We start from the raw sequence: 17,152 nt of genomic DNA on the forward strand, positions 1-17,152 counted from the left end.
AACCAACATCTGGGGGTACTATCCCACTCTGTTGGTTAATTCGTTCGACGTCCGACCCTGCGTGTTTCGATCGGTCCCGAGACATACCCATCGACAGTCGATGTTATCGTTCAGAATCGATTCGGCGCTGCTGGTCACGAAGGAACTCGACGACGGCATCGATATCCTGGTCGGGAACCGTTTGCTGTTCGAAGACCCCTTTGAATGCGTCCGCGAAATTCTCCGACGTGAGTCGGTCGAGGACAGTCTCGATGCGACCAGTGAGCTTCGCAGATTCTCCGCGATGCAGATGGGTCGCGATGCGGTCGAAATCCGCGCCAGCAGCCAGCACCACCAGATCCCGGGAGTCTGCCTTGCGGCCACTGTGGAGTTTCACCGCGAACAGCAACTCCCGTTCCGGAATCCTGGCTGTTACCGGGCGCCCGGTTCGCAGTTCCTCGGTGACAGAGTGCTGGGCCAGATAGCGATACGACCACTCGGCCTCCGTCTGGCGACAGCCCAGCGCGTCCACCATCGCGTCGAACCGAACCGGATTCCCGATGTCCTTCTCAAACCTGATGGTACGGCCCTCGTAGAGCTCGTTTCGCTCGACACCGGCCGTTTTCTCGTAGCCACGGTCGGTGAGAAGGTCAGTGTAGTCGTCGACCGCTTGTGCCGGAATGACGACGTCGACGTCCGTCGTGAAGCGTTGATTGAACGCCGCGATCGCCCACCCACCGACGAGCACGTACGGCAGGTCAGCTGCAATAACTGCCTCCAGCGTATCCAGTAGTTCGTCTTCGCGTTCACCGAGGCTCATGCATTCAAACGCGGATCCTCGTGGGACGCGTCGATATCGCGGTCGTACTCGTCGGCGATCATCTCCAACGCCGGCTCGTAGTTCACCCGGTACTCCAACATGTGCTCGATCGTCTCGTCCAACGGAATAACCGGATTGCCGTCGACCCACTCGCGAGTGATGCCCCCACTCGTCGGGAACAACACGTACGAGACGGTCGCGTCGGAGTCGGTCGCGTCCGGTCGTTCTTCGATCCGGCTCGGAATCCCGAACTCATCAAAGAACGCCGTCCAACGTTCAACATCCTGGTCGGCGACCTGGATGAAGATGGGATAGTCGTCGTGGCCGCGGGCGATCTGATAGCCACCGTGGGTCCAAACGTAGACGCCGTCGATTTTCGTGTACGCAAAGGGCATCCCGGCAAAGTGCGGAATGACGTAGCCCTCGTCGATCGAGGGGGGAACAGCGCGAGAGATGGCCGCGACGAGATCGTAGTAGCGATCCCTGACAGCGTAATTCTCGATGTAGACGCCGTCCTCACGTCGGATGAACCCTGCGTCCTCCAACCGCTCGATCCAGTCGTACACCCACGAGTAGGAGCCGTCGATCTTCTGGGCGACCCGACGGATCGAGTCGCCCGGTCGGGCCGCGACCATGATCTTCGCCGCGGTCTCGTCGACGTACTCCATCATCGCTAGTTATCGGTATCACATCTAACTGTATTAGTCTTGTCCCCCGTATTCCCTGTAGAATTATCTTTATACAGATATCTTATTCTTGGCTCCGGTAATCCGATCCGGCTCAGCATTTGAGCAGAGATGAATTAACCAACAGGGAATTCTATTGGCCGCTATTCGTTGGTTAAGTCTATCAGCGCCCGCCGAGGGGCGGAGGCGCACTCCCGTCTCCACCGACCCATGACCGACCGATATCTAACGACCGTTCTCGACGAGGCAGAGCGAGTCGCAGAGCACCACGAGCAGGTCGCCCAATCATCAGACCATCCGGAACACGAGTATCTCCGGTACGCTGTTCTTCGGCTGCTCGAAGACGAGGCTGACGAAACATCGGTGGAGATACCGCAGATTGACGGCGTGACTGTCGGATACGGGGAAGACAAGGCGATGTACGAGAGCTGGGACGACGACGTCGAGTGGTGGGAGACGGTTCCGCCGCAGGAAGAGTGTACTCGCTTCCGGATGTTCTACCCCGACGAGTACGAGGCTGTTCCGCGAGTCATCGTCGACGTGATGGCAGCACTCGGGGCGTGGCGTGTCTGGACTGGGAGCGCTGCCGCCTGTGGCTCCTACGATCATCGCGAACGGCGGGAAGTCCACTACCTGTGGCCGGAGGGGCATCCGGTCGAGGCCTTGCTTGCGAATCAGATTCGGGGGCCCACGGCCACCGTTGCGCCAGATGGGGGACGAACAGGCGACGTTCGCGACCGGATGGTCATCGCAGAGCATTCGACACCGAAGGACGATCTCGAGCCTCGAACCAGACGTGCTGTCGACGAAGAGATGAACGTCTCGTTGCTCGAAAAAGGCGGTAAGTACGACGTTCAGTCAGCGTCTGGGAACTGGTATGAAGTCGACGTAATAAGCGAGTCGTGTACGTGTCCGGACTGGCGGAAGCGTACGCCCGAGGGCGGCTGTAAACACCTCCGGCGAGTCGATCAGGAGATCAAGCGGGGGCGGGTCCCACGACCTGATGGGCGCCTCCCCTCGAGGTCATAGCGTCACTGATCCTCGGGTAGTTTAGTCGAGAGTAAACTACTTTGCCGCTCCCCGTTGAACGCAAAGATATGGACAGTCGGTTGGGGAACGGAACCGAATCGGCAACACGGGACCTCGTCCATTTCGTGACTCAACAGACGCGGTTTTCGCTCATCAGCGATATTCTCGGTCATCCACAGCAGCTCCCCTCGATGTACGAACTTGAGGAACTCAACCCGAGCGTCAGCGAGGCCACGGTCTACAAGCACATCCAGAAGCTCATCGACGCCGGGTTCGTCACGGAGGTCGCCCTGGACGATGACCAGCGCCGACAGGGCTACCCCTGGAAGTTTTACGGGCTCACCGAGGCGGGACGCAAGTTCCTGGAAGAGCACAATCTGCTCGCCGCGGAGGAGACGCTCCAGCAAATTTACGAGTTGATTTCCGACAAGCCCGAGAAGATGGTCAAGTACGAGAACGCGCCACGTCCCGGCGAGACGTGACTCACTATCGCAGGAGTCACACGGGGCGTGGCGGGGTGAACGACTGACTGAGGTACTTGCCGAGGAAAACCGAACCGATCACGATGACAGCCCCACCGACGAGCATGGCGATCCAGACCACCACCAGCCGTTGTGACTCGACGGGTGCCAGATCAAACGTCGAACTGACGCCAATCGTGAGGCCGAACGTGACGCCCACACCGATTACGAACGGGAGACTCCACGCTAAGCCGGTGGTCACAAGGGCATCCACCCGGGTTAGCTCGGTTGTCTGGTGCAGGTAGATGCCGACTGCGGCGAGCGGCACGAAGACGATCGTCAAGAATAGGACGGCGAGGAGGACTGCTTCATCGTACATCGCCAGCACGCCAAACCCAGCAACCAGAAGGACGCCGCCGAGCACGGCAATCGAGACGTATTTGAGGAGTTGGGGGACGGTTCCTGTCCGTCGTCGAAACCCGACCACACCGATCAATATTAGGGAGAGGACCGCAGCCAGTCCCAGGAGGATCGCCAAGAGCGTTAACCCGAAGAAACCGGCTCCCAGCCCATTCGACATTAGCTATCGGTTTTAGGCCCTCAACCGTAAATCATCGGCCGCGTTGTCACCGAGCGGGAGAGAAATCGAATCTGGACAAATTTAACCAACAAAACTATGTTCCTACCACCAGTGTTGGTTAACGCAGAACGGCCAATGTCCTACGAACCACCGACGCCGCCAACGGAACTCCCGACAGACATTGTCGATACGCTCAACGGATACTCCCCAGACCAGCTCCAGCACGTTGCCCGCTACGCCGAGGAACTGGCCGAGCACAAAGCTCGCGAGGCCCGCCTCAAGGAAGAATCGGAGGAGGACGAGATCGAGGATCGGCCGAATGATCTCCCGGACGCCGTCCCGTCGAAAGCCACAATCACGATCAAGGAGATCAACGACAACCGATACTACTACTGGCAGTGGCGGGAGGGAGAAAAAATCAAGTCAAAATATAAATCGCCAGTCAATCCCGACGAATAAGACGAACTCTGCCGACAACTCGTGGTAGATCGGTCACTCTGTGGATTCGCGGGTTCGAGAACCTGCTGACAAACGGCGTTGATGATGAGCGACTTCCCCGTCCCTGACGGGCTGTAGAGGAGCATATTTAGTGGACGATCCCCTTGGAGTGCAGGTCGTAGGTAGGTAATGAATTGGTATTTAAACTCGAGCGAGACCCTGCCTCGAGAGGTGGGTGACACCCCCACCCCTTTTTCGAGTTGTAACGCACAACAGCGGGAGGGACAGATGAGCTGTTAGACGAGATCGAAACACCACGAATCTGCGGTAGAGAGCTTCAAACAGCGATTCTTACGGTGTTCCTCGAACAAACCCATGTCGATCCTACTACTCACGGATACGTAAGCTTCCTTACGTATCGTTCGTGAGAATCACCTAATGCGGATGTTGTTTGCTACCATAGGATATAAAGGTTCCTATCTTATAGTCTTATGTAGAATTTCGTGGTAAGGAGGCGTGATACCTCTAAAACCGGCTATTCGAGTTGTTTGTGCCTTCTTCGGCTTTCTCTCCCCACCCCACCCTTGTTCTGTTACAACTCGAAAAAGGGGTGGGGGTGTGGGGACTCTCCCGTGGAGTAGTGGTCAAGCTGGTCTTCGAGGATGGTTCGTGACTTCTCTTGGGTGGGTTCTCGACGGGTGGGCTGAACTACTTCCGACCAATACTATTGATATGACACGACTGGGCGTCGAGAATATCTCGAAACCGTGTTAGAAGCCCCCAATCCGTTACAACTCGAAAAAGGGGTGTGTTGCTAGATTCAATTTAATATTTGACACGACTATACAACTCGAAATAGGGGTGCGTCTCTGTATCGAAATCGGTTCGACACTTAGAATGAGGAGACTGCCGACTCAGTAACTCCACCGGGTGAATCTTCGAGATTACAAATCGAAATAGGTTGCCTTTACTTATTTATAGTAGGCCCCCAGAGGATTGGGGTATGGGTGATGAATCGCCGGTTACAGATAACCAGACGGAACAGTCTGAATCTATAACGGAGGTTCCCGGAGAGCACGGAGAGAGTAACTCCGAGGAGTCTACCAGCAGTCAAACTACGCTCGACGATTCTGGTAGCGGGATCTCGATTATGGACGAGCTCCAATCTGAATCTGTTGAGACTGTCTTCGAAAACAAGGATTTGGTTCGTCCGGATACGATAATCGACGAAGATCGGATCGTTGGTCGCGATGAGCAGTTGAAGACCGTCATCACAAATCTCAAACCCGCTCTCCAGAACCACGGCATTCCGGAGATGTTGCTGACTGGGCCGTCTGGAACGGGGAAATCCCTGATTATCCATGCTGTCTGTAAGAAAATCGTCGAGCTGAGTGAGGCTCAGGGAATGCGGTTCGGTGTGTTTTCAATAAACTGCGAGGGCCCAGGTACGACCAGTCGTGCAGTCTATCGTCTCATTCAAGAAGCGACGGCAAATATCGATGAAGAACCGGGAGTTCCCGAGAGTGGGGTCTCGACAGACCAGAAACTCGAGCGCCTGTGGGAAATCATGCGCGAACACTATGACGGCGTAATTTTCGTCTTAGACGAGGTCGACATGCTCGACGGCCCATACTCGGAACCAGAATATAATTCACTCCTCTACCAACTCTCGCGGGCTCGAGACCTCGGCCGGTTTGATGGCCCCGTTTCCGTCACTGCGATAACCAACTACGTCGATTTCATGTCTGATCTCAATAGTCGCGCGAATAGTTCATTCAATCCAGACGAGATCTTCTTCGAGGATTACGACGCAACGCAGCTTCGACATATCCTCCGCAATCGTGAAGACGCCTTCAAGCCTGAGGCGCTCGCGGATGACGTCGTCCCACTCGTCGCCGCGTTCGGATCTCAGACGCACGGTGATGCACGGAAGGCTATCGATCTGCTTCGGTGGTCCGGGGAATTAGCCGATAAACAGGGAGACGAGCGTGTCGAAGAATCACACGTCCGGACTGCCCAGGACCGATATGACTCCGATCGGAAATTACGGCATATCGGTGGACTCTCGACGCAAAAGAAGCTCTGTATCTTCGCCGTTGCTGCGACAGACCACTACTCAAATGCCAGTGTGGACTGGATTCCGGCCGGACCCTCCTACAGCCTCTACCAGTTCGTCTGTGACACTCTCGGAGCTGATTCCTATGGCCGAGAAACCTTCGTGAACCATGTTACTGAACAGGCGACCTATGGCATCCTTGAGTTCGACCGTCGTGGCCGAGGACGGGGAAAAGGTATCCACATGCACTTCGACCTCGCTGAAGACCCTGAGTCGATTATGGAACGAATCCTAGAGGACGATCGTTTTGCTAACCTGGAACAAGAAGAAGAGATGATGCGCTCTATCGCGAAATCGAAAATGAACGGGTTCCTGAACTAGAGTCCCTACTGAGGCCTCCAATTTGACCCCCCTTTCGTTTACAACTCGAAATAGGGGTGTGTCTCGGATATCGATCTTCGATACAGAAGCGGCCGTTCGCGTTACAACTCGAAATAGGGGGGTGTGTTTTTGCGATGTACTCACAAGTGGATGCTCATCGCGATCCGCAGCTGCCTTCGTTCCGAGTAGGCAACTGTGGACATCGTCCGTGAAGCTAGAATACCGGATAGATGGGCTGTAGAGGGCGTATGCGGCATATTTACAACACGAAATAGGGGTGTCTTACAACACGAAATAGGGGTGTCCACCGTACCCCTATCCCATTTACAACTCGAAAAACGGGGGCTGGTCAGGTCCAGTCCGTGATTCCGCGGACACGAGTTTCATCGAATTTCCGTCGAATAACGGTCCGATCCCACCCCAGGGGAGACAGCACGCTCTCGACAGCTCTGACGAGTTGAGTCTCATAGTACGCGGCGTCATAGGTCTCGATCGCTTCGTGGGCGAGCGCGACACAGTCTCGTGAGGATTTCTCGTCGTCGACGACCACGTACATGTTCGGGAACGTACTGGGAACCCTGACACCAATCGGTCGATAACGTCGTCGAACTCGTCCTCGAACGGCCACCACGGGAGGACCACCAAGACGCCCACCTGGACGAAGCGATGGCGACTGTCGTCGACAGATATGGCTCTGAGACTGTCTGAACCATTATCCAGCGAGTACTCGTCGACGCCTATCCGTTTCGAACTGCGACGGCGGGCCTCGACGTCGACAACATCGACGGCGTTCGAATCGGGACAACGGCTGTCCAGGTGCTTGAAGAGCTGAACGCACGATAGGACGATTCTTGATTTCACCCCTCGATGTGCAAGCTGTGTGCAGACGCCGAAATGGTTATCACTCTATGTGCAAGATATGCACATAGAATGAGTTCGAGTGACGAGCCGCGACGCGTTCACTTCCAGTCCCCGGAGTATCTCGTCGACCGGCTTGACGCGATTGCTGACCTCTTCGATAAGGATCGGACGGACCTGCTTGTCGAGGCCATCCGTGAATATATCGAGGAAACCGCCGACAGCGAGACGTTCCAAGAGCTGGTCGCGACGAAGTACTACGACGACCAGCTGGAGTTCGAGACCGTCAAGCAGCTGGTCGGCGCCGAAACTGCTCAGCGGCTGCGGCTGCTCAAGGCGGACCTCGACGACGAGCCACTTGATCTCGCGGCCCCTGAGGACGTCGACATCTATGGTGAAGACGCGGTGACAGTTGACACTACTGCCGACGAGCGATGAGTGAGCGGCGACTGCGGACGATCGTCGCTGATACGAGCGCACTGGTCAGTCTGGCCGTACCGCGGGCCGACGACACGTACGATACTGCCATCGAGCCCGACCCGCTCCAGTATCTGCTCACCTCCTGTGACGTGTTCGTGCCTCCGGAGGTTGTCACCGAACTTCAGGATCTTACCCAGTATCAGGATATCCACGGCGCCGCAGCGACGAACGTGCTCGCAGCTCGTGACTTCTACGCCGTCGAGGATCCCTACGAGCGTACCGAAACCCCGGACTCGCGGCCGACGTTCGGTCTCGACGACGGCGAAACCGACGGGATCGTGCTCGCGAACACACGTGACGTCGACGGCTTTCTCACCGACGAGTTCGGCGGGACGAATTTCCCGCTTATCCACGCGGTGCTACAGGGACCACGGATCGTGCCGACACCGCGGCTCATCAGTGAGTACGCCCGGAACGGCCATCTGACCGACGACGCGGCGAGGACGCTGCTTTCCGTGATTAGTCCGCATCGAAGCTGGGATACCAGTCCGTACGTTGCCCAAGTCCGAGACCGCCTTGAGGAGTAGTTCAGTTTCGTGGGCTGTAGGTTGTTGTACTGCCCTATGGTTTAGCTATTCCTATAGAAATACCTATAGTCAATATCAGGAGGAGTTATTCGCTCTCTTTGTCTACAACATCCTCAATTTCGTCCCAGTCGATATCTCGGTCAATCAACCATCTAAACGCTTCCAGGGCTGCGCGACCATCCTCAGTAAGGGTAAGGATCTTATTTCGACCCTGCTTTGATTCGGCGATGTAGCCTCGCTGTTTAAGCGGCTCAACAATATGAGCATCTAACAGCCGGTATTTGCCTTTTCCAGCGACGTTTCGCGAAATGTAGTCCAGGTTCAGGTGTTCGCTGAAATGGATCACATCTCCTTTCGTTGGAGGTCCCTCTCGTTCGGTAACACGTTCAATGAATTGCATCACATCTACTTGCTCCGAATCGGGTGCATCAATCGGATACGTCGGTAACTCAGTCGTCCCCCGAATATCGTCAGGATCATCCTCGTAATCACGAGCTCGCACATAGTATGGCGTACATTCCAAAACCATTGAGGCGATCATCCCAGCGATCGCTGTAACCTTGCTGCCGGTTGAAACATTCACGTAGATTTCGTCGCTTTGGTGTTCGGAAATGGATTCAGCAATCGTCCCCATTGAGGAATAGAGGTCAAAGATATCGCATTCTTTCGGTTCGATCTCGATTCCACGGTCTTCAAGCGCATTGATAGCTGCTTGTAGATGTTCGTCGCCCTCGTCGCCTTCTTGGTCTTCCTCGTGTCCAATCAGCACGACTCTATCAGCACGGAATTCCTCGGCTGGTTGAACGAGACGTTCGTACTCGTATCCAACCGGCATAATGTGGACTCGGTCAGGAACGTTCAGCCCCATAGATGGCATTACTACTGTGCTACACAAAAAGTTATGCTACTACCATACTATCGGACCATTCGGTACGATAGTACGGAAGTACGGATAAGGTTTTTATGTGCGACTAACGTACCAACGGAAAACGTCGGGGACCCCGATCTAATAGAACGATACGACGACAGAATGATTCCCTCCATGAGTGCTGCCAGGCAGGCATGGAGGACGGTGTCGGCTCGCCCATCAGCCACCCCTTCGCTCCGCCGTCAAGGGGTTTGGGGCCCTTACGGTGGGTGGGGTATTGGGCTTGGCCTGGATTTTGGCGGCCCTAATGATATACCTTACCCTTCGCTTAGGCGGCGAGCATCTGAGGTATGAGTTCGACTTCGGACACTCCATCCGACGACACAGAACACACACCGTGGGATGAACTCACCACGGCACGACAGCGAGTTGCAAAGACGATCGCCCACGTCCATGGGCCACAGACGTTCGAGCGTCCCGCGCTCCGCGACGACGTAGAGGACGCAGACGACGTTGAGGAGGCCATCGACGACAAGGAGCGAGTACTCACTTCTCTCAAGTATACTCGCCTCCTGAACGACCTCGTCGACGACGGCTATCTCGTACTGGAGTACCAGGGTGGGCGAAACCCGATCATCCTGGATGTCGAGTACGACGCAGACCGTGACACCAGAAGTGCGGCCCCGTTCGGAGACACCAGCGCGCTGCATACGCTGGTAGCCCAGGTCTGCGACCGCGAAGGAATCACTCGAGACCTCCTCGAGGAAGTCGACAACCCGTACGACTTCAACGAGGTCAAGGCGAAAGTGAACGAGGTCGTCGGTCGAACTGTTCTTCAACCGTACTCTGACCCCAGCAAGTATCGCTTCACGCAGGAGGCGTACGCTGTGGTGTTCGAGAAGGTCGAAGACGCAAAGGACGACGACGAGTAGGGCCTACGCCCTACTGTTGAGACAGCTGCGTCGATAGACTCTCGTATGTGGTTTTGAGTCCGGAAGCAACCGATTAGGAAAGCCCTCGGCCGCTCGACGCCCCGCGACCCACGCTGCGCGTCTCGTGGCTGCGGTGTAGTTCCGAATGATATCATCTTCTGAGAAGACCTTCAAGAGACAATCCTTAGTCCATTCCTCGAGCCAGTCACCGAACCGCAACTGAAATTCGCCCTGATACTCCGAATCGATCAAATCGTAGTAGAAGGTGTTGGCGAGAGCATAGAGAACGGTACGGGGAAGGGGAAGCAAGTACTCATCACCAGTTCGGACGAATGGCGCTCGCTCTAGTGGATTCACATCTACCGGCGTTCGAAATCCGGAAACAGTCCCTGGTTCGACGGTTAGTCGATCGAGGAAATTTTGGAAGCGTGGGCTGTCGTCGCACCAGTCCACAAGAGTCTCGTCGGACACCCACACCGCCTCGTCCGTGAGATCAATCGCTTTCTGAGGGAAATCTAGCAGTGAGGGCGACCACCTTGCGACCTTCGTATCCTGTCCCTCTAATCTCGGTGTAATCCAATCCGTGAGTTCACGGGTATAGTAGACGGCGTCCTCAATGGAAAAGCCGAGAAGCTCCTCCATCTCCTGCTCCCAGGGTTTGTATGCGCGGTACGCTTTTTCGAGCATTTGAAAACCATCTGCGTGACGCAGCGTCGTGAGTTCACGCCACACCATCCCGAAGTACGGATCCGCCATCGGTGAGTCGAGTGGGAGGTGTGAGCTACCCTGCCGAGCGTACCAGTTCTTGAGTTCGAGGAGGTATGTCGCAATCTGCTCGAACGACTGTGGATCGATCGTTTCAGTATCCGTCTGGAGGGTAATACCAACGCCGAACTGGACGAGTCGCGGTGGGAGACCAGGATCTTGCTGCGGTGAGAGCTCTAGGCCAGTCGGATTCGATGTTGCGCGACTTTGATCTCCGTGCCGCAATAGACTCATCCGAAGGAGATTGTGGACATAGAACTGTGTTAGCGTCCGGCGAGTCCCATTCGTGCGAATCGTCTGAAGGAGAGAAGAGAGAATCTCATCGTGGTCAGAGTGAGCGAGGGAGTGATTCCCGCGTTGGAGTTTCTCATCTCGGCGATGGACTTCAGAGGGGTCGAGATGTTCAGGAGAATTCACAAAGGGAGGGTCCTCATTCACGTCCATTATCGACTGATTGAGATGGTAATCCGATAAACCAACGCTTCCTGCTCTTACCAAACAATTTGTGCTATTTTGTTCCCAAGATTTGGTAAGATATCAAGAGAACCTCGTCAGCCCAAGGATTGAGCAACAGGATTATGGCTGGGAGAGGTTCTCAAGCCGCTCGATGCCGTTGATTCCCCACTCAGATTTGTGCCCGTCTTCCTTCTTTTCTGCTCGGAGCGGAGTGACGAATGAATCCTTGGTAGCGGGTGTGATAAGCTCAAAAAAGTAGGTGTCAGCTTTCTGGTCGCCAGCTGGTGGTTGAACATCAATTCGAGTCGTCGGGTTCTCTGTTTCGCTGTCAGGGAGAGACAACGATAGCGAGACTTCAGTTTCAAACGGAGAGCTTGGTTGATACTGGTGCGTACTGAAGCTCCCGTCAAAATGGAATCGTACCTTGTCACCGGTTTCAATATCGCGAGCCACGGCAGCAGGGTCAGTTGAATTCGACATTTTGCTTGTGTAATGGTTCGCTGTGCGTAATTAAATCATCCTCTGTAGAAGCGCCGTGAAGACGAGATCCATGCTCGAACGAATAGAATGACGTTCTGACTGGAGTCCCATCGGCCTACAGGTCATCTCAGTCCGGCTTCTGCCCGTTGAGACAGACACCAAAGTAAGACGCGCCAGTCGTCTCCGGGGATGGGGATCTCGCTTATGGGGAGACGAAACAAGTTATCGACGTCGAGCAGTACTGACTGACTCAGCTTCTTTTTCTGCGAAAGCGTTCTATCCAGCCAAATTGCGGATGAGCAATGTTGAAGCCCCGCTCGTTTTCATAGTCTATGTCTAAAGTGCAGGGATGAACGACTCACAAGACACGCAAAATATACGACAGGGACTGTCCACCCGTGAGAGCCGACTTCTCTCACGACTCGCTGGCGCGGGCAACCAGATCATCTCCGTCGACGACATCGAGACGACCCTAGAGGTCGCCCCGAATACCGCCCGCGAGATCGCCTCCCGGCTCACCGAGAAAGGATGGCTGGACCGACTGTTCCCCGGTCGATACCTCATCATCCCGCTCGCGGCCGGTGAAGAGGGCAGGTATACGACGCACGAATATCTTATCGCCTCGCATGTCGCCGAGCCGATGTACGTCGGCTACTACAGCGCCCTCGAGCACCACTGGCTGACCGAACAAGTGCCCCGGACGGTGTACGTCGTCACCCCGACACGAGCCCAGAGTCGGGAGATCCACGGCGTCCCCTATCACGTCGTGACGGTCACCGAGCGCAAATTCTTCGGCTATGAGCCGACGTCCATCGAGGGCACCGATGTGAACGTCGCAGACGTGGAAAAGACGCTCGTTGACTGTGCCGACCATCCCGAGTTCGGTGGTGGCATCTGCGAACTCGCACAGGCGATGGTCGCCGCGGACGATCGGGACTGTTCGTGGACGACGGTCGGTGAGTACCTCCAGCGACTCGACAATGGCGCTGCGACCAAGCGGATCGTCTACTTGGCAGACCAGCTGAGTATCGACCTACCGACGCGTGAGACGCTCTTCGAGTCATTCACGAGTGGGTACTCGCTGCTCGACCCAACGCGAAGCGAACAGGGAAGCTACGACAGTGAGTATCGTCTCCGAATCAACGTCGACCGGGAGAGATTCGGGTCGATGGAATCCTGATTCCATCCGGAATCTCGAGTAAACGGCGTGCGCTAATCTTGGAGCGCCGAGACTATTCGGCCGGTTTCCTCAGCCTCTTCGCTCCGCGACATCCCGTATGTTGCGAGAGCTTCTTCAACCGCGTCGTCCAGACTCATTGGTCAAGCGAATCTTGGCCCTGTCGACCGATAAAGTCTCGTACGATTTGCGTATCTGCCTAGGTACGCTCGGTTTTACGGTAGGCAACGTCAAGATCGAGGTCTTCGTACATTCGGTCAAGCATCGCCAGCCCCGACTGGAACTGGGCGTAGTTCTCGCGCATATACTCGATCGTCTCGGCTCTCGGGATCACCGGGTAGCCTTCAACGTGCTCGATGTCGAGTGACGCGCGTGGCTCGAGGACGACCTGTAGCGATCCATCCAGCTCCTCACGGGACCGGCGCTCGAATGCGGTCGGGAGGTCGAACGATTCGAAAAACGACTCCCAGGCGTCGACGTCCTGCTCACGAACAGCGAGGAATAGTGGATAGTCGTCGGGCTCGCGACCGACCTGGTAGCCGCCCTGAGTCCACACGTAGACGGCGTCGATCCGCGTGAACGCGAACGGCCAGTCACTGAACTGTGGGATGACGTATGTTTCCTCGATGGAGGGTGGACTGACGCCGGCGCTGGCAGCGACGAGCTCGAGTGCTGCGTCGCGTACGCGCTCGTCGACGACAGTGAGGCCGTCGTCATAGGAAACGTAGCCTGCGTCTTCCAGCCGATTGACGGCCTGTCTCACCGTCTCGTACGGCGTGTGGAGGTGTTGGGCGACACGACGGATGGAGTCACCACTCTCGATGGTGAGGATGACCTGCGCCGCGGTGTCGTCGAGCACCTCATACATCTGGTGGTTACCAATAATCCGGTAACAGTTAAAAGCCTTACTGGACCCACTATCTTTCAAGCCTGCTCTTCACTCTGGGGCATCTCTGTCGCGTATTGTTCAGCTAAATCGACTACGTCGTAGACGTGAATTCCAGTTTTGAACCACAGCACTCGATCGGCGGCGCTCCCGAACTCCTCGCTCGCACAATCCAGTTGCTCCGAGACAGCCAGTACGAAATTGTCGGCCTCTACCTTTCGAATCTTCTCCAGCTTTGCGTCCAGATACTCGGGTGTCCAGAAGCCGACGATCTCGAGGATCGCTCGCCTGCCATCGAGATGTTCGATTGCGAAGTCGGGGATCATCACCTCGGCACCCAGATCGAAGACATCGTCTTCCCGCACCAACTCCCAATCCGTATTCGCTCGCTCCCACTTCCGGGTGAGTGTCCGCTCGACATCGCTATCGAACTGGTCGCCGGCACTGTAGTGTGAATCGAGGTCCTCCGTGTGGTCGAGCGCGAACTGTCGCGTCGCGCCGGTCGTCTCGTCGACGAGGATCTCGGCAACCATCTCCCAGCGGTCACAGAGGGGCAACGCCGGCAGGAAGTTCGCCATGCGAATCCCGTACTTTTGTGATTTCGAGAACAGCGACGCCGGGCCGTCCAGTACTGCCTCATAGCCGGCGGCCTGATCCGTACTCGGGACACGCTCGCCATCGGCGTCGATCGGATAGATGCGATGCATTAACCCGAACAGCTTCACGTAGCTGCATACCGTCCCAAAGTGGTCCCAGACCCGAATCCGCATTTCCGTCGCATCGTAGAGCACCGCCTGGGCGAGCGCGAGGTTGTAGCGGGTCAACAACCAGTCCACGGTGAGATCCGTGTGTTCGTACTCCGCATCGCTGCTGCCGGTCAGATTGGTCGTCGACGTCGACGTATCGTCATCACTGGCGTACTGGGCGGCCGTCCGCGTGCCGATTCGGACGAGTCGTTTGTTGTCTTCGAGATCGGCGTACATCCCTCGATAGCACTCCTCGAGCGACACCCCGAGGTCGTCAGCGACCGCGCTGTACACCTCCAGTTTCTGTGTGTCTTCGCCGAGCGTCGGCTGTCGGACGATCGGATAGCGCTCGTTGGCTTTCTCGAAGAGTCGCCGGCGAATCTCACGTGGGTCGACGGCGGCCACGACCTCGAACTCACACTCGTCTTTGAGGAGCTTCGCGAGGCCCTGGACGATCTTGTAGTCGGTATCCGCGATGGTCAGCTTGTCAATCGCGTCCTCGAGGTTCCCTTTCGGCTCGCCGAGGTGGTTCTCGAACAGCTGGATGAGTTCTCGAGCGGTCTGTCGGTAGCGCTTCTCGTCGGGACCGATGAACAGCGGCGTGATCGTCTCGTCGGTCGTGCGCGAGCGTGCGAGGTCAGCCGTCAGCACTGGCACTCACCCCCTCCCGGCGGCGCTGGGAGACGTACGTTTCCATCGTATCCTCGGTGATGATTTCGTAGAGACGGGCGGGCTGACGGTCGTCCGTCGGTCGAAGAATGCGGCCGAGCCGTTGCGCGTACTGTCGTTTCGAGGCGCTCCCCGAGAGGATGATCCCGACGTTTGCCGCCGGGACATCGATCCCCTCGTCGAGAACCTGCGACGTGACGAGCATCGAGTATTCGCCGGTCCGGAACCGCTCGAGAATCTCGGTGCGTTCGTCCGTCTTCGTCTGGTGGGTGATACAGGGGACGATAAACTCCTGGGAGATGTCGTAGGCGAAGTCGTTGTTGGCGGTGAAGATAATCGCGCGGTCGTCGTGATGGCGCTTGATGAGATTGTCGAGCGTGTCGAGTTTCTTCTCAGCGGTGCGGGCGATCCGCTCGGCGCGTTGCTTGGCGATGAGCGCCCGCCGCCCCTGTGGATCGTAGGAGGTGCGCTTGAGGAACTCCTGGTAGCCCTCTTCTTTCCAGAGATCGAACTCGTGGCTGTCGACGTAGTCCCGATAGATCTGATACTCTTCGTCGTACTGCTCGCGCTCGTCGGCCGTGAGCTCGACCGACATGTGGATTGTTTCGTACTCGCTGAGGTATTCGCCGGCGAGTTCGTCGACGTTCTCCCGATAGACGACCGGGCCGAGGAGGTCCTCGAGGAGCTCGTGCTTGCCGTCTGGCCGCTCGTAGGTGGCGGTCAGCCCGAGGCGATACGGGGCGATCATCATCTCGGGAATCTGCCGGTAGGTCGGGGCCGGCAGGTGGTGTTCCTCGTCGACGACGAGCAAGCCGAACTGATCGCCGTATTCGTTGACGTAGCGATAGGCGCTGTCGTAGGTAGTGACGGTGATCGCGGTGACGTCGTGGCTGCCACCGCCGAGGACGCCGACTGGTTCTGTGAGCTGGTCGCCGAAGGCATTGGTGAGCGTGGCGTGCCACTGGTTCATCAGGTCGATCGTCGGCGTCACGACGAGTGTGCTGACGCCAGCGTCGGCGATGGCCTGCAGCCCGAGGAACGTCTTCCCGCTGCCCGTGGGGAGTATGACACTCCCTCGCCGATCGTGGTCGATCCAGGCGTTGAGTGCGGCCTGCTGGTAGTCGCGCGGTTCGATGTGGAGTGCTGGCGTGAGATCGAGATCGGGATAGGCACGGGCGGCGTCTTCGAGAGTGTGAGCGAAGCCCTCTTGTAACGTTGCCTGCTCGTTTCCGTCCGTCCACTTGCCGGCCCATTCGAGCAGGGATCGATATCGATACGCTTGGGTGCGGTACTCGTCGACGCGGTCGTCCCACTCCGCATAGGGCACATCGTCGGGAGCATTACGGAGCAGGAGCGTGCCGTCGTCGAATTCGATTCGCATTCGATGTTGGGACAGAGACCCCCGACCGGATTCAATATGTGGGTTTCTCGGGTTCCATAGAGGCGTGCGTCTGTCCTTCTACGGGTTCGGATGATTCTATTGTTCCGGAGTTACGGTTGTCAGCGATCGAGCCAGTACTGCCAGTCTGCGATCGCTTGGTTCGTGTTACTACTGGCTTCGATTGGCTCCAGTTGCTCCAGTGGCACGCCAAGTTCTCTGTCCATCCACTCTATCGTCACGAACATCTGGCTGAGAGTCGGATCTGTCGGGGACATCCCAACTACGCGTACTGTTTCGCCTTCCTCTAGCGGTGACTCCTCTCGCTCGGTGACACAGCGTGCTTCGAACGGGAAGTCCATCGTGTCGTCCAGATACGCGTACCATCCCCACGCTTGCTCTTCAGGGCTGTAAGTATCGACGATGATCCGCATCTTGATGCGCTCTTCCCGCTCCTCGTCCTTCTCGACCCGCGTCATGCTGACCAATACGCATCCTGA

Annotated in this window: 18 protein-coding genes and 3 pseudogenes; 9 read left to right on the forward strand and 12 right to left on the reverse strand. The window is 56.7% G+C overall.

The window, feature by feature from the left end; translation table 11 throughout:
• Window positions 1-103: 103 nt before the first annotated feature.
• Both ACV7GQ_RS18405 and ACV7GQ_RS18410 read right to left on the reverse strand, forming a co-directional pair.
• Window positions 104-799 carry a hypothetical protein gene (locus tag ACV7GQ_RS18405; RefSeq protein WP_470313212.1) on the reverse strand — a complete coding sequence of 232 codons (696 nt, stop codon included), beginning with the start codon at window positions 797-799 and terminating at the stop codon, window positions 104-106.
• A complete protein-coding gene (locus tag ACV7GQ_RS18410; protein WP_470313213.1) occupies window positions 796-1,467 on the reverse strand; it encodes a helix-turn-helix domain-containing protein in 672 nt (223 codons plus the stop codon). The genes ACV7GQ_RS18405 and ACV7GQ_RS18410 overlap by 4 nt, the downstream gene beginning before the upstream one ends.
• Window positions 1,468-1,695: 228 nt before the next feature.
• Between ACV7GQ_RS18410 and ACV7GQ_RS18415 the strand changes: the two genes are divergently transcribed.
• Window positions 1,696-2,514, forward strand: a complete 819-nt coding sequence (locus ACV7GQ_RS18415) for a hypothetical protein (protein WP_222609074.1) — start codon at window positions 1,696-1,698, stop codon at window positions 2,512-2,514.
• A 68-nt stretch (window positions 2,515-2,582) separates the two neighbouring features.
• On the forward strand, window positions 2,583-2,996 hold the full coding sequence (locus ACV7GQ_RS18420; protein ID WP_222609073.1) for a MarR family winged helix-turn-helix transcriptional regulator: 414 nt from the start codon (window positions 2,583-2,585) through the stop codon (window positions 2,994-2,996).
• A gap of 16 nt (window positions 2,997-3,012) precedes the next feature.
• Here ACV7GQ_RS18420 and ACV7GQ_RS18425 read toward each other — a convergent pair whose 3' ends face one another.
• Window positions 3,013-3,555, reverse strand: coding sequence for a hypothetical protein (locus tag ACV7GQ_RS18425; RefSeq protein ID WP_222609072.1), 543 nt, complete (start codon window positions 3,553-3,555; stop codon window positions 3,013-3,015).
• A gap of 135 nt (window positions 3,556-3,690) precedes the next feature.
• Here ACV7GQ_RS18425 and ACV7GQ_RS18430 point away from each other — a divergent pair, with 135 nt between their 5' ends.
• Window positions 3,691-4,014 carry a DUF6788 family protein gene (locus tag ACV7GQ_RS18430; protein WP_470313214.1) on the forward strand — a complete coding sequence of 108 codons (324 nt, stop codon included), beginning with the start codon at window positions 3,691-3,693 and terminating at the stop codon, window positions 4,012-4,014.
• A gap of 29 nt (window positions 4,015-4,043) precedes the next feature.
• Here ACV7GQ_RS18430 and ACV7GQ_RS18435 read toward each other — a convergent pair.
• Window positions 4,044-4,184, reverse strand: a pseudogene (locus ACV7GQ_RS18435) (cell division control protein Cdc6); the annotation flags it as partial.
• 812 nt (window positions 4,185-4,996) lie between these two features.
• On the opposite strand from ACV7GQ_RS18435, the gene ACV7GQ_RS18440 reads away from it, so the two are divergent.
• Window positions 4,997-6,430 (forward strand): Cdc6/Cdc18 family protein, encoded by a 1,434-nt coding sequence (locus tag ACV7GQ_RS18440; protein WP_222609070.1) that lies wholly within the window; start codon window positions 4,997-4,999, stop codon window positions 6,428-6,430.
• A gap of 349 nt (window positions 6,431-6,779) precedes the next feature.
• On the opposite strand, the pseudogene ACV7GQ_RS18445 reads toward ACV7GQ_RS18440, so the two are convergent.
• Window positions 6,780-6,983, reverse strand: a pseudogene (locus ACV7GQ_RS18445) (hypothetical protein); the annotation flags it as partial.
• A 3-nt stretch (window positions 6,984-6,986) separates the two neighbouring features.
• On the opposite strand from ACV7GQ_RS18445, the pseudogene ACV7GQ_RS18450 reads away from it, so the two are divergent.
• The 3 genes and pseudogenes from ACV7GQ_RS18450 to ACV7GQ_RS18460 form a co-directional block, all read left to right on the forward strand.
• A pseudogene (locus tag ACV7GQ_RS18450) lies at window positions 6,987-7,273 on the forward strand (DUF8158 family protein); the annotation flags it as partial.
• 87 nt (window positions 7,274-7,360) lie between these two features.
• Window positions 7,361-7,726 (forward strand): hypothetical protein, encoded by a 366-nt coding sequence (locus ACV7GQ_RS18455; protein ID WP_222609069.1) that lies wholly within the window; start codon window positions 7,361-7,363, stop codon window positions 7,724-7,726.
• On the forward strand, window positions 7,723-8,295 hold the full coding sequence (locus ACV7GQ_RS18460; RefSeq protein WP_222609068.1) for a hypothetical protein: 573 nt from the start codon (window positions 7,723-7,725) through the stop codon (window positions 8,293-8,295). The genes ACV7GQ_RS18455 and ACV7GQ_RS18460 overlap by 4 nt, the downstream gene beginning before the upstream one ends.
• An 85-nt stretch (window positions 8,296-8,380) precedes the next feature.
• Here ACV7GQ_RS18460 and ACV7GQ_RS18465 read toward each other — a convergent pair whose 3' ends face one another.
• Window positions 8,381-9,163, reverse strand: coding sequence for an HFX_2341 family transcriptional regulator domain-containing protein (locus ACV7GQ_RS18465; RefSeq protein WP_225935443.1), 783 nt, complete (start codon window positions 9,161-9,163; stop codon window positions 8,381-8,383).
• 350 nt (window positions 9,164-9,513) lie between these two features.
• Between ACV7GQ_RS18465 and ACV7GQ_RS18470 the strand changes: the two genes are divergently transcribed.
• Window positions 9,514-10,095 carry a hypothetical protein gene (locus tag ACV7GQ_RS18470; protein WP_222609067.1) on the forward strand — a complete coding sequence of 194 codons (582 nt, stop codon included), beginning with the start codon at window positions 9,514-9,516 and terminating at the stop codon, window positions 10,093-10,095.
• Between the two features lie 3 nt (window positions 10,096-10,098).
• Here ACV7GQ_RS18470 and ACV7GQ_RS18475 read toward each other — a convergent pair whose 3' ends face one another.
• Both ACV7GQ_RS18475 and ACV7GQ_RS18480 read right to left on the reverse strand, forming a co-directional pair.
• Window positions 10,099-11,304 (reverse strand): hypothetical protein, encoded by a 1,206-nt coding sequence (locus tag ACV7GQ_RS18475; RefSeq protein ID WP_470313215.1) that lies wholly within the window; start codon window positions 11,302-11,304, stop codon window positions 10,099-10,101.
• 132 nt (window positions 11,305-11,436) lie between these two features.
• Window positions 11,437-11,769, reverse strand: coding sequence for a hypothetical protein (locus ACV7GQ_RS18480; RefSeq protein WP_470313216.1), 333 nt, complete (start codon window positions 11,767-11,769; stop codon window positions 11,437-11,439).
• 376 nt (window positions 11,770-12,145) lie between these two features.
• Here ACV7GQ_RS18480 and ACV7GQ_RS18485 point away from each other — a divergent pair, with 376 nt between their 5' ends.
• On the forward strand, window positions 12,146-12,976 hold the full coding sequence (locus tag ACV7GQ_RS18485; RefSeq protein ID WP_470313217.1) for a type IV toxin-antitoxin system AbiEi family antitoxin domain-containing protein: 831 nt from the start codon (window positions 12,146-12,148) through the stop codon (window positions 12,974-12,976).
• Between the two features lie 196 nt (window positions 12,977-13,172).
• On the opposite strand, the gene ACV7GQ_RS18490 is transcribed toward ACV7GQ_RS18485, so the two are convergent.
• From ACV7GQ_RS18490 to ACV7GQ_RS18505, 4 genes are all read right to left on the reverse strand, one after another.
• The gene (locus ACV7GQ_RS18490) at window positions 13,173-13,841 is read right to left on the reverse strand and encodes an RNA polymerase subunit sigma-70 (RefSeq protein ID WP_470313218.1); all 669 of its coding nucleotides are present in this window, start codon (window positions 13,839-13,841) and stop codon (window positions 13,173-13,175) included.
• A 56-nt stretch (window positions 13,842-13,897) separates the two neighbouring features.
• Window positions 13,898-15,256, reverse strand: a complete 1,359-nt coding sequence (locus tag ACV7GQ_RS18495; RefSeq protein WP_222609048.1) for a DUF790 family protein — start codon at window positions 15,254-15,256, stop codon at window positions 13,898-13,900.
• Window positions 15,243-16,655: a DEAD/DEAH box helicase family protein gene (locus tag ACV7GQ_RS18500; RefSeq protein WP_222609047.1), complete on the reverse strand. Its 1,413-nt coding sequence runs from the start codon at window positions 16,653-16,655 to the stop codon at window positions 15,243-15,245. Before ACV7GQ_RS18500 ends, ACV7GQ_RS18495 begins: the two co-directional genes overlap by 14 nt.
• A 119-nt stretch (window positions 16,656-16,774) precedes the next feature.
• Window positions 16,775-17,131 carry a calcium-binding protein gene (locus ACV7GQ_RS18505; protein WP_222609046.1) on the reverse strand — a complete coding sequence of 119 codons (357 nt, stop codon included), beginning with the start codon at window positions 17,129-17,131 and terminating at the stop codon, window positions 16,775-16,777.
• Window positions 17,132-17,152: the final 21 nt, after the last annotated feature.

It is taken from the genome of Haloarcula sp. MBLA0163 (assembly GCF_055632435.1).

Coding starts and splice junctions, on each gene's coding strand:
- ACV7GQ_RS18470 (WP_222609067.1), top strand. CDS start 9,514: ATGAGTTCGACTTCGGACACTCCATCCGACGACACAGAACACACACCG.
- ACV7GQ_RS18455 (WP_222609069.1), top strand. CDS start 7,361: ATGAGTTCGAGTGACGAGCCGCGACGCGTTCACTTCCAGTCCCCGGAG.
- ACV7GQ_RS18475 (WP_470313215.1), bottom strand. CDS start 11,304: ATGGACGTGAATGAGGACCCTCCCTTTGTGAATTCTCCTGAACATCTC.
- ACV7GQ_RS18430 (WP_470313214.1), top strand. CDS start 3,691: ATGTCCTACGAACCACCGACGCCGCCAACGGAACTCCCGACAGACATT.
- ACV7GQ_RS18485 (WP_470313217.1), top strand. CDS start 12,146: ATGAACGACTCACAAGACACGCAAAATATACGACAGGGACTGTCCACC.
- ACV7GQ_RS18420 (WP_222609073.1), top strand. CDS start 2,583: ATGGACAGTCGGTTGGGGAACGGAACCGAATCGGCAACACGGGACCTC.
- ACV7GQ_RS18410 (WP_470313213.1), bottom strand. CDS start 1,467: ATGGAGTACGTCGACGAGACCGCGGCGAAGATCATGGTCGCGGCCCGA.
- ACV7GQ_RS18425 (WP_222609072.1), bottom strand. CDS start 3,555: ATGTCGAATGGGCTGGGAGCCGGTTTCTTCGGGTTAACGCTCTTGGCG.
- ACV7GQ_RS18500 (WP_222609047.1), bottom strand. CDS start 16,655: ATGCGAATCGAATTCGACGACGGCACGCTCCTGCTCCGTAATGCTCCC.
- ACV7GQ_RS18405 (WP_470313212.1), bottom strand. CDS start 799: ATGAGCCTCGGTGAACGCGAAGACGAACTACTGGATACGCTGGAGGCA.
- ACV7GQ_RS18415 (WP_222609074.1), top strand. CDS start 1,696: ATGACCGACCGATATCTAACGACCGTTCTCGACGAGGCAGAGCGAGTC.
- ACV7GQ_RS18440 (WP_222609070.1), top strand. CDS start 4,997: ATGGGTGATGAATCGCCGGTTACAGATAACCAGACGGAACAGTCTGAA.
- ACV7GQ_RS18490 (WP_470313218.1), bottom strand. CDS start 13,841: ATGTATGAGGTGCTCGACGACACCGCGGCGCAGGTCATCCTCACCATC.
- ACV7GQ_RS18505 (WP_222609046.1), bottom strand. CDS start 17,131: ATGACGCGGGTCGAGAAGGACGAGGAGCGGGAAGAGCGCATCAAGATG.
- ACV7GQ_RS18465 (WP_225935443.1), bottom strand. CDS start 9,163: ATGGGGCTGAACGTTCCTGACCGAGTCCACATTATGCCGGTTGGATAC.
- ACV7GQ_RS18460 (WP_222609068.1), top strand. CDS start 7,723: ATGAGTGAGCGGCGACTGCGGACGATCGTCGCTGATACGAGCGCACTG.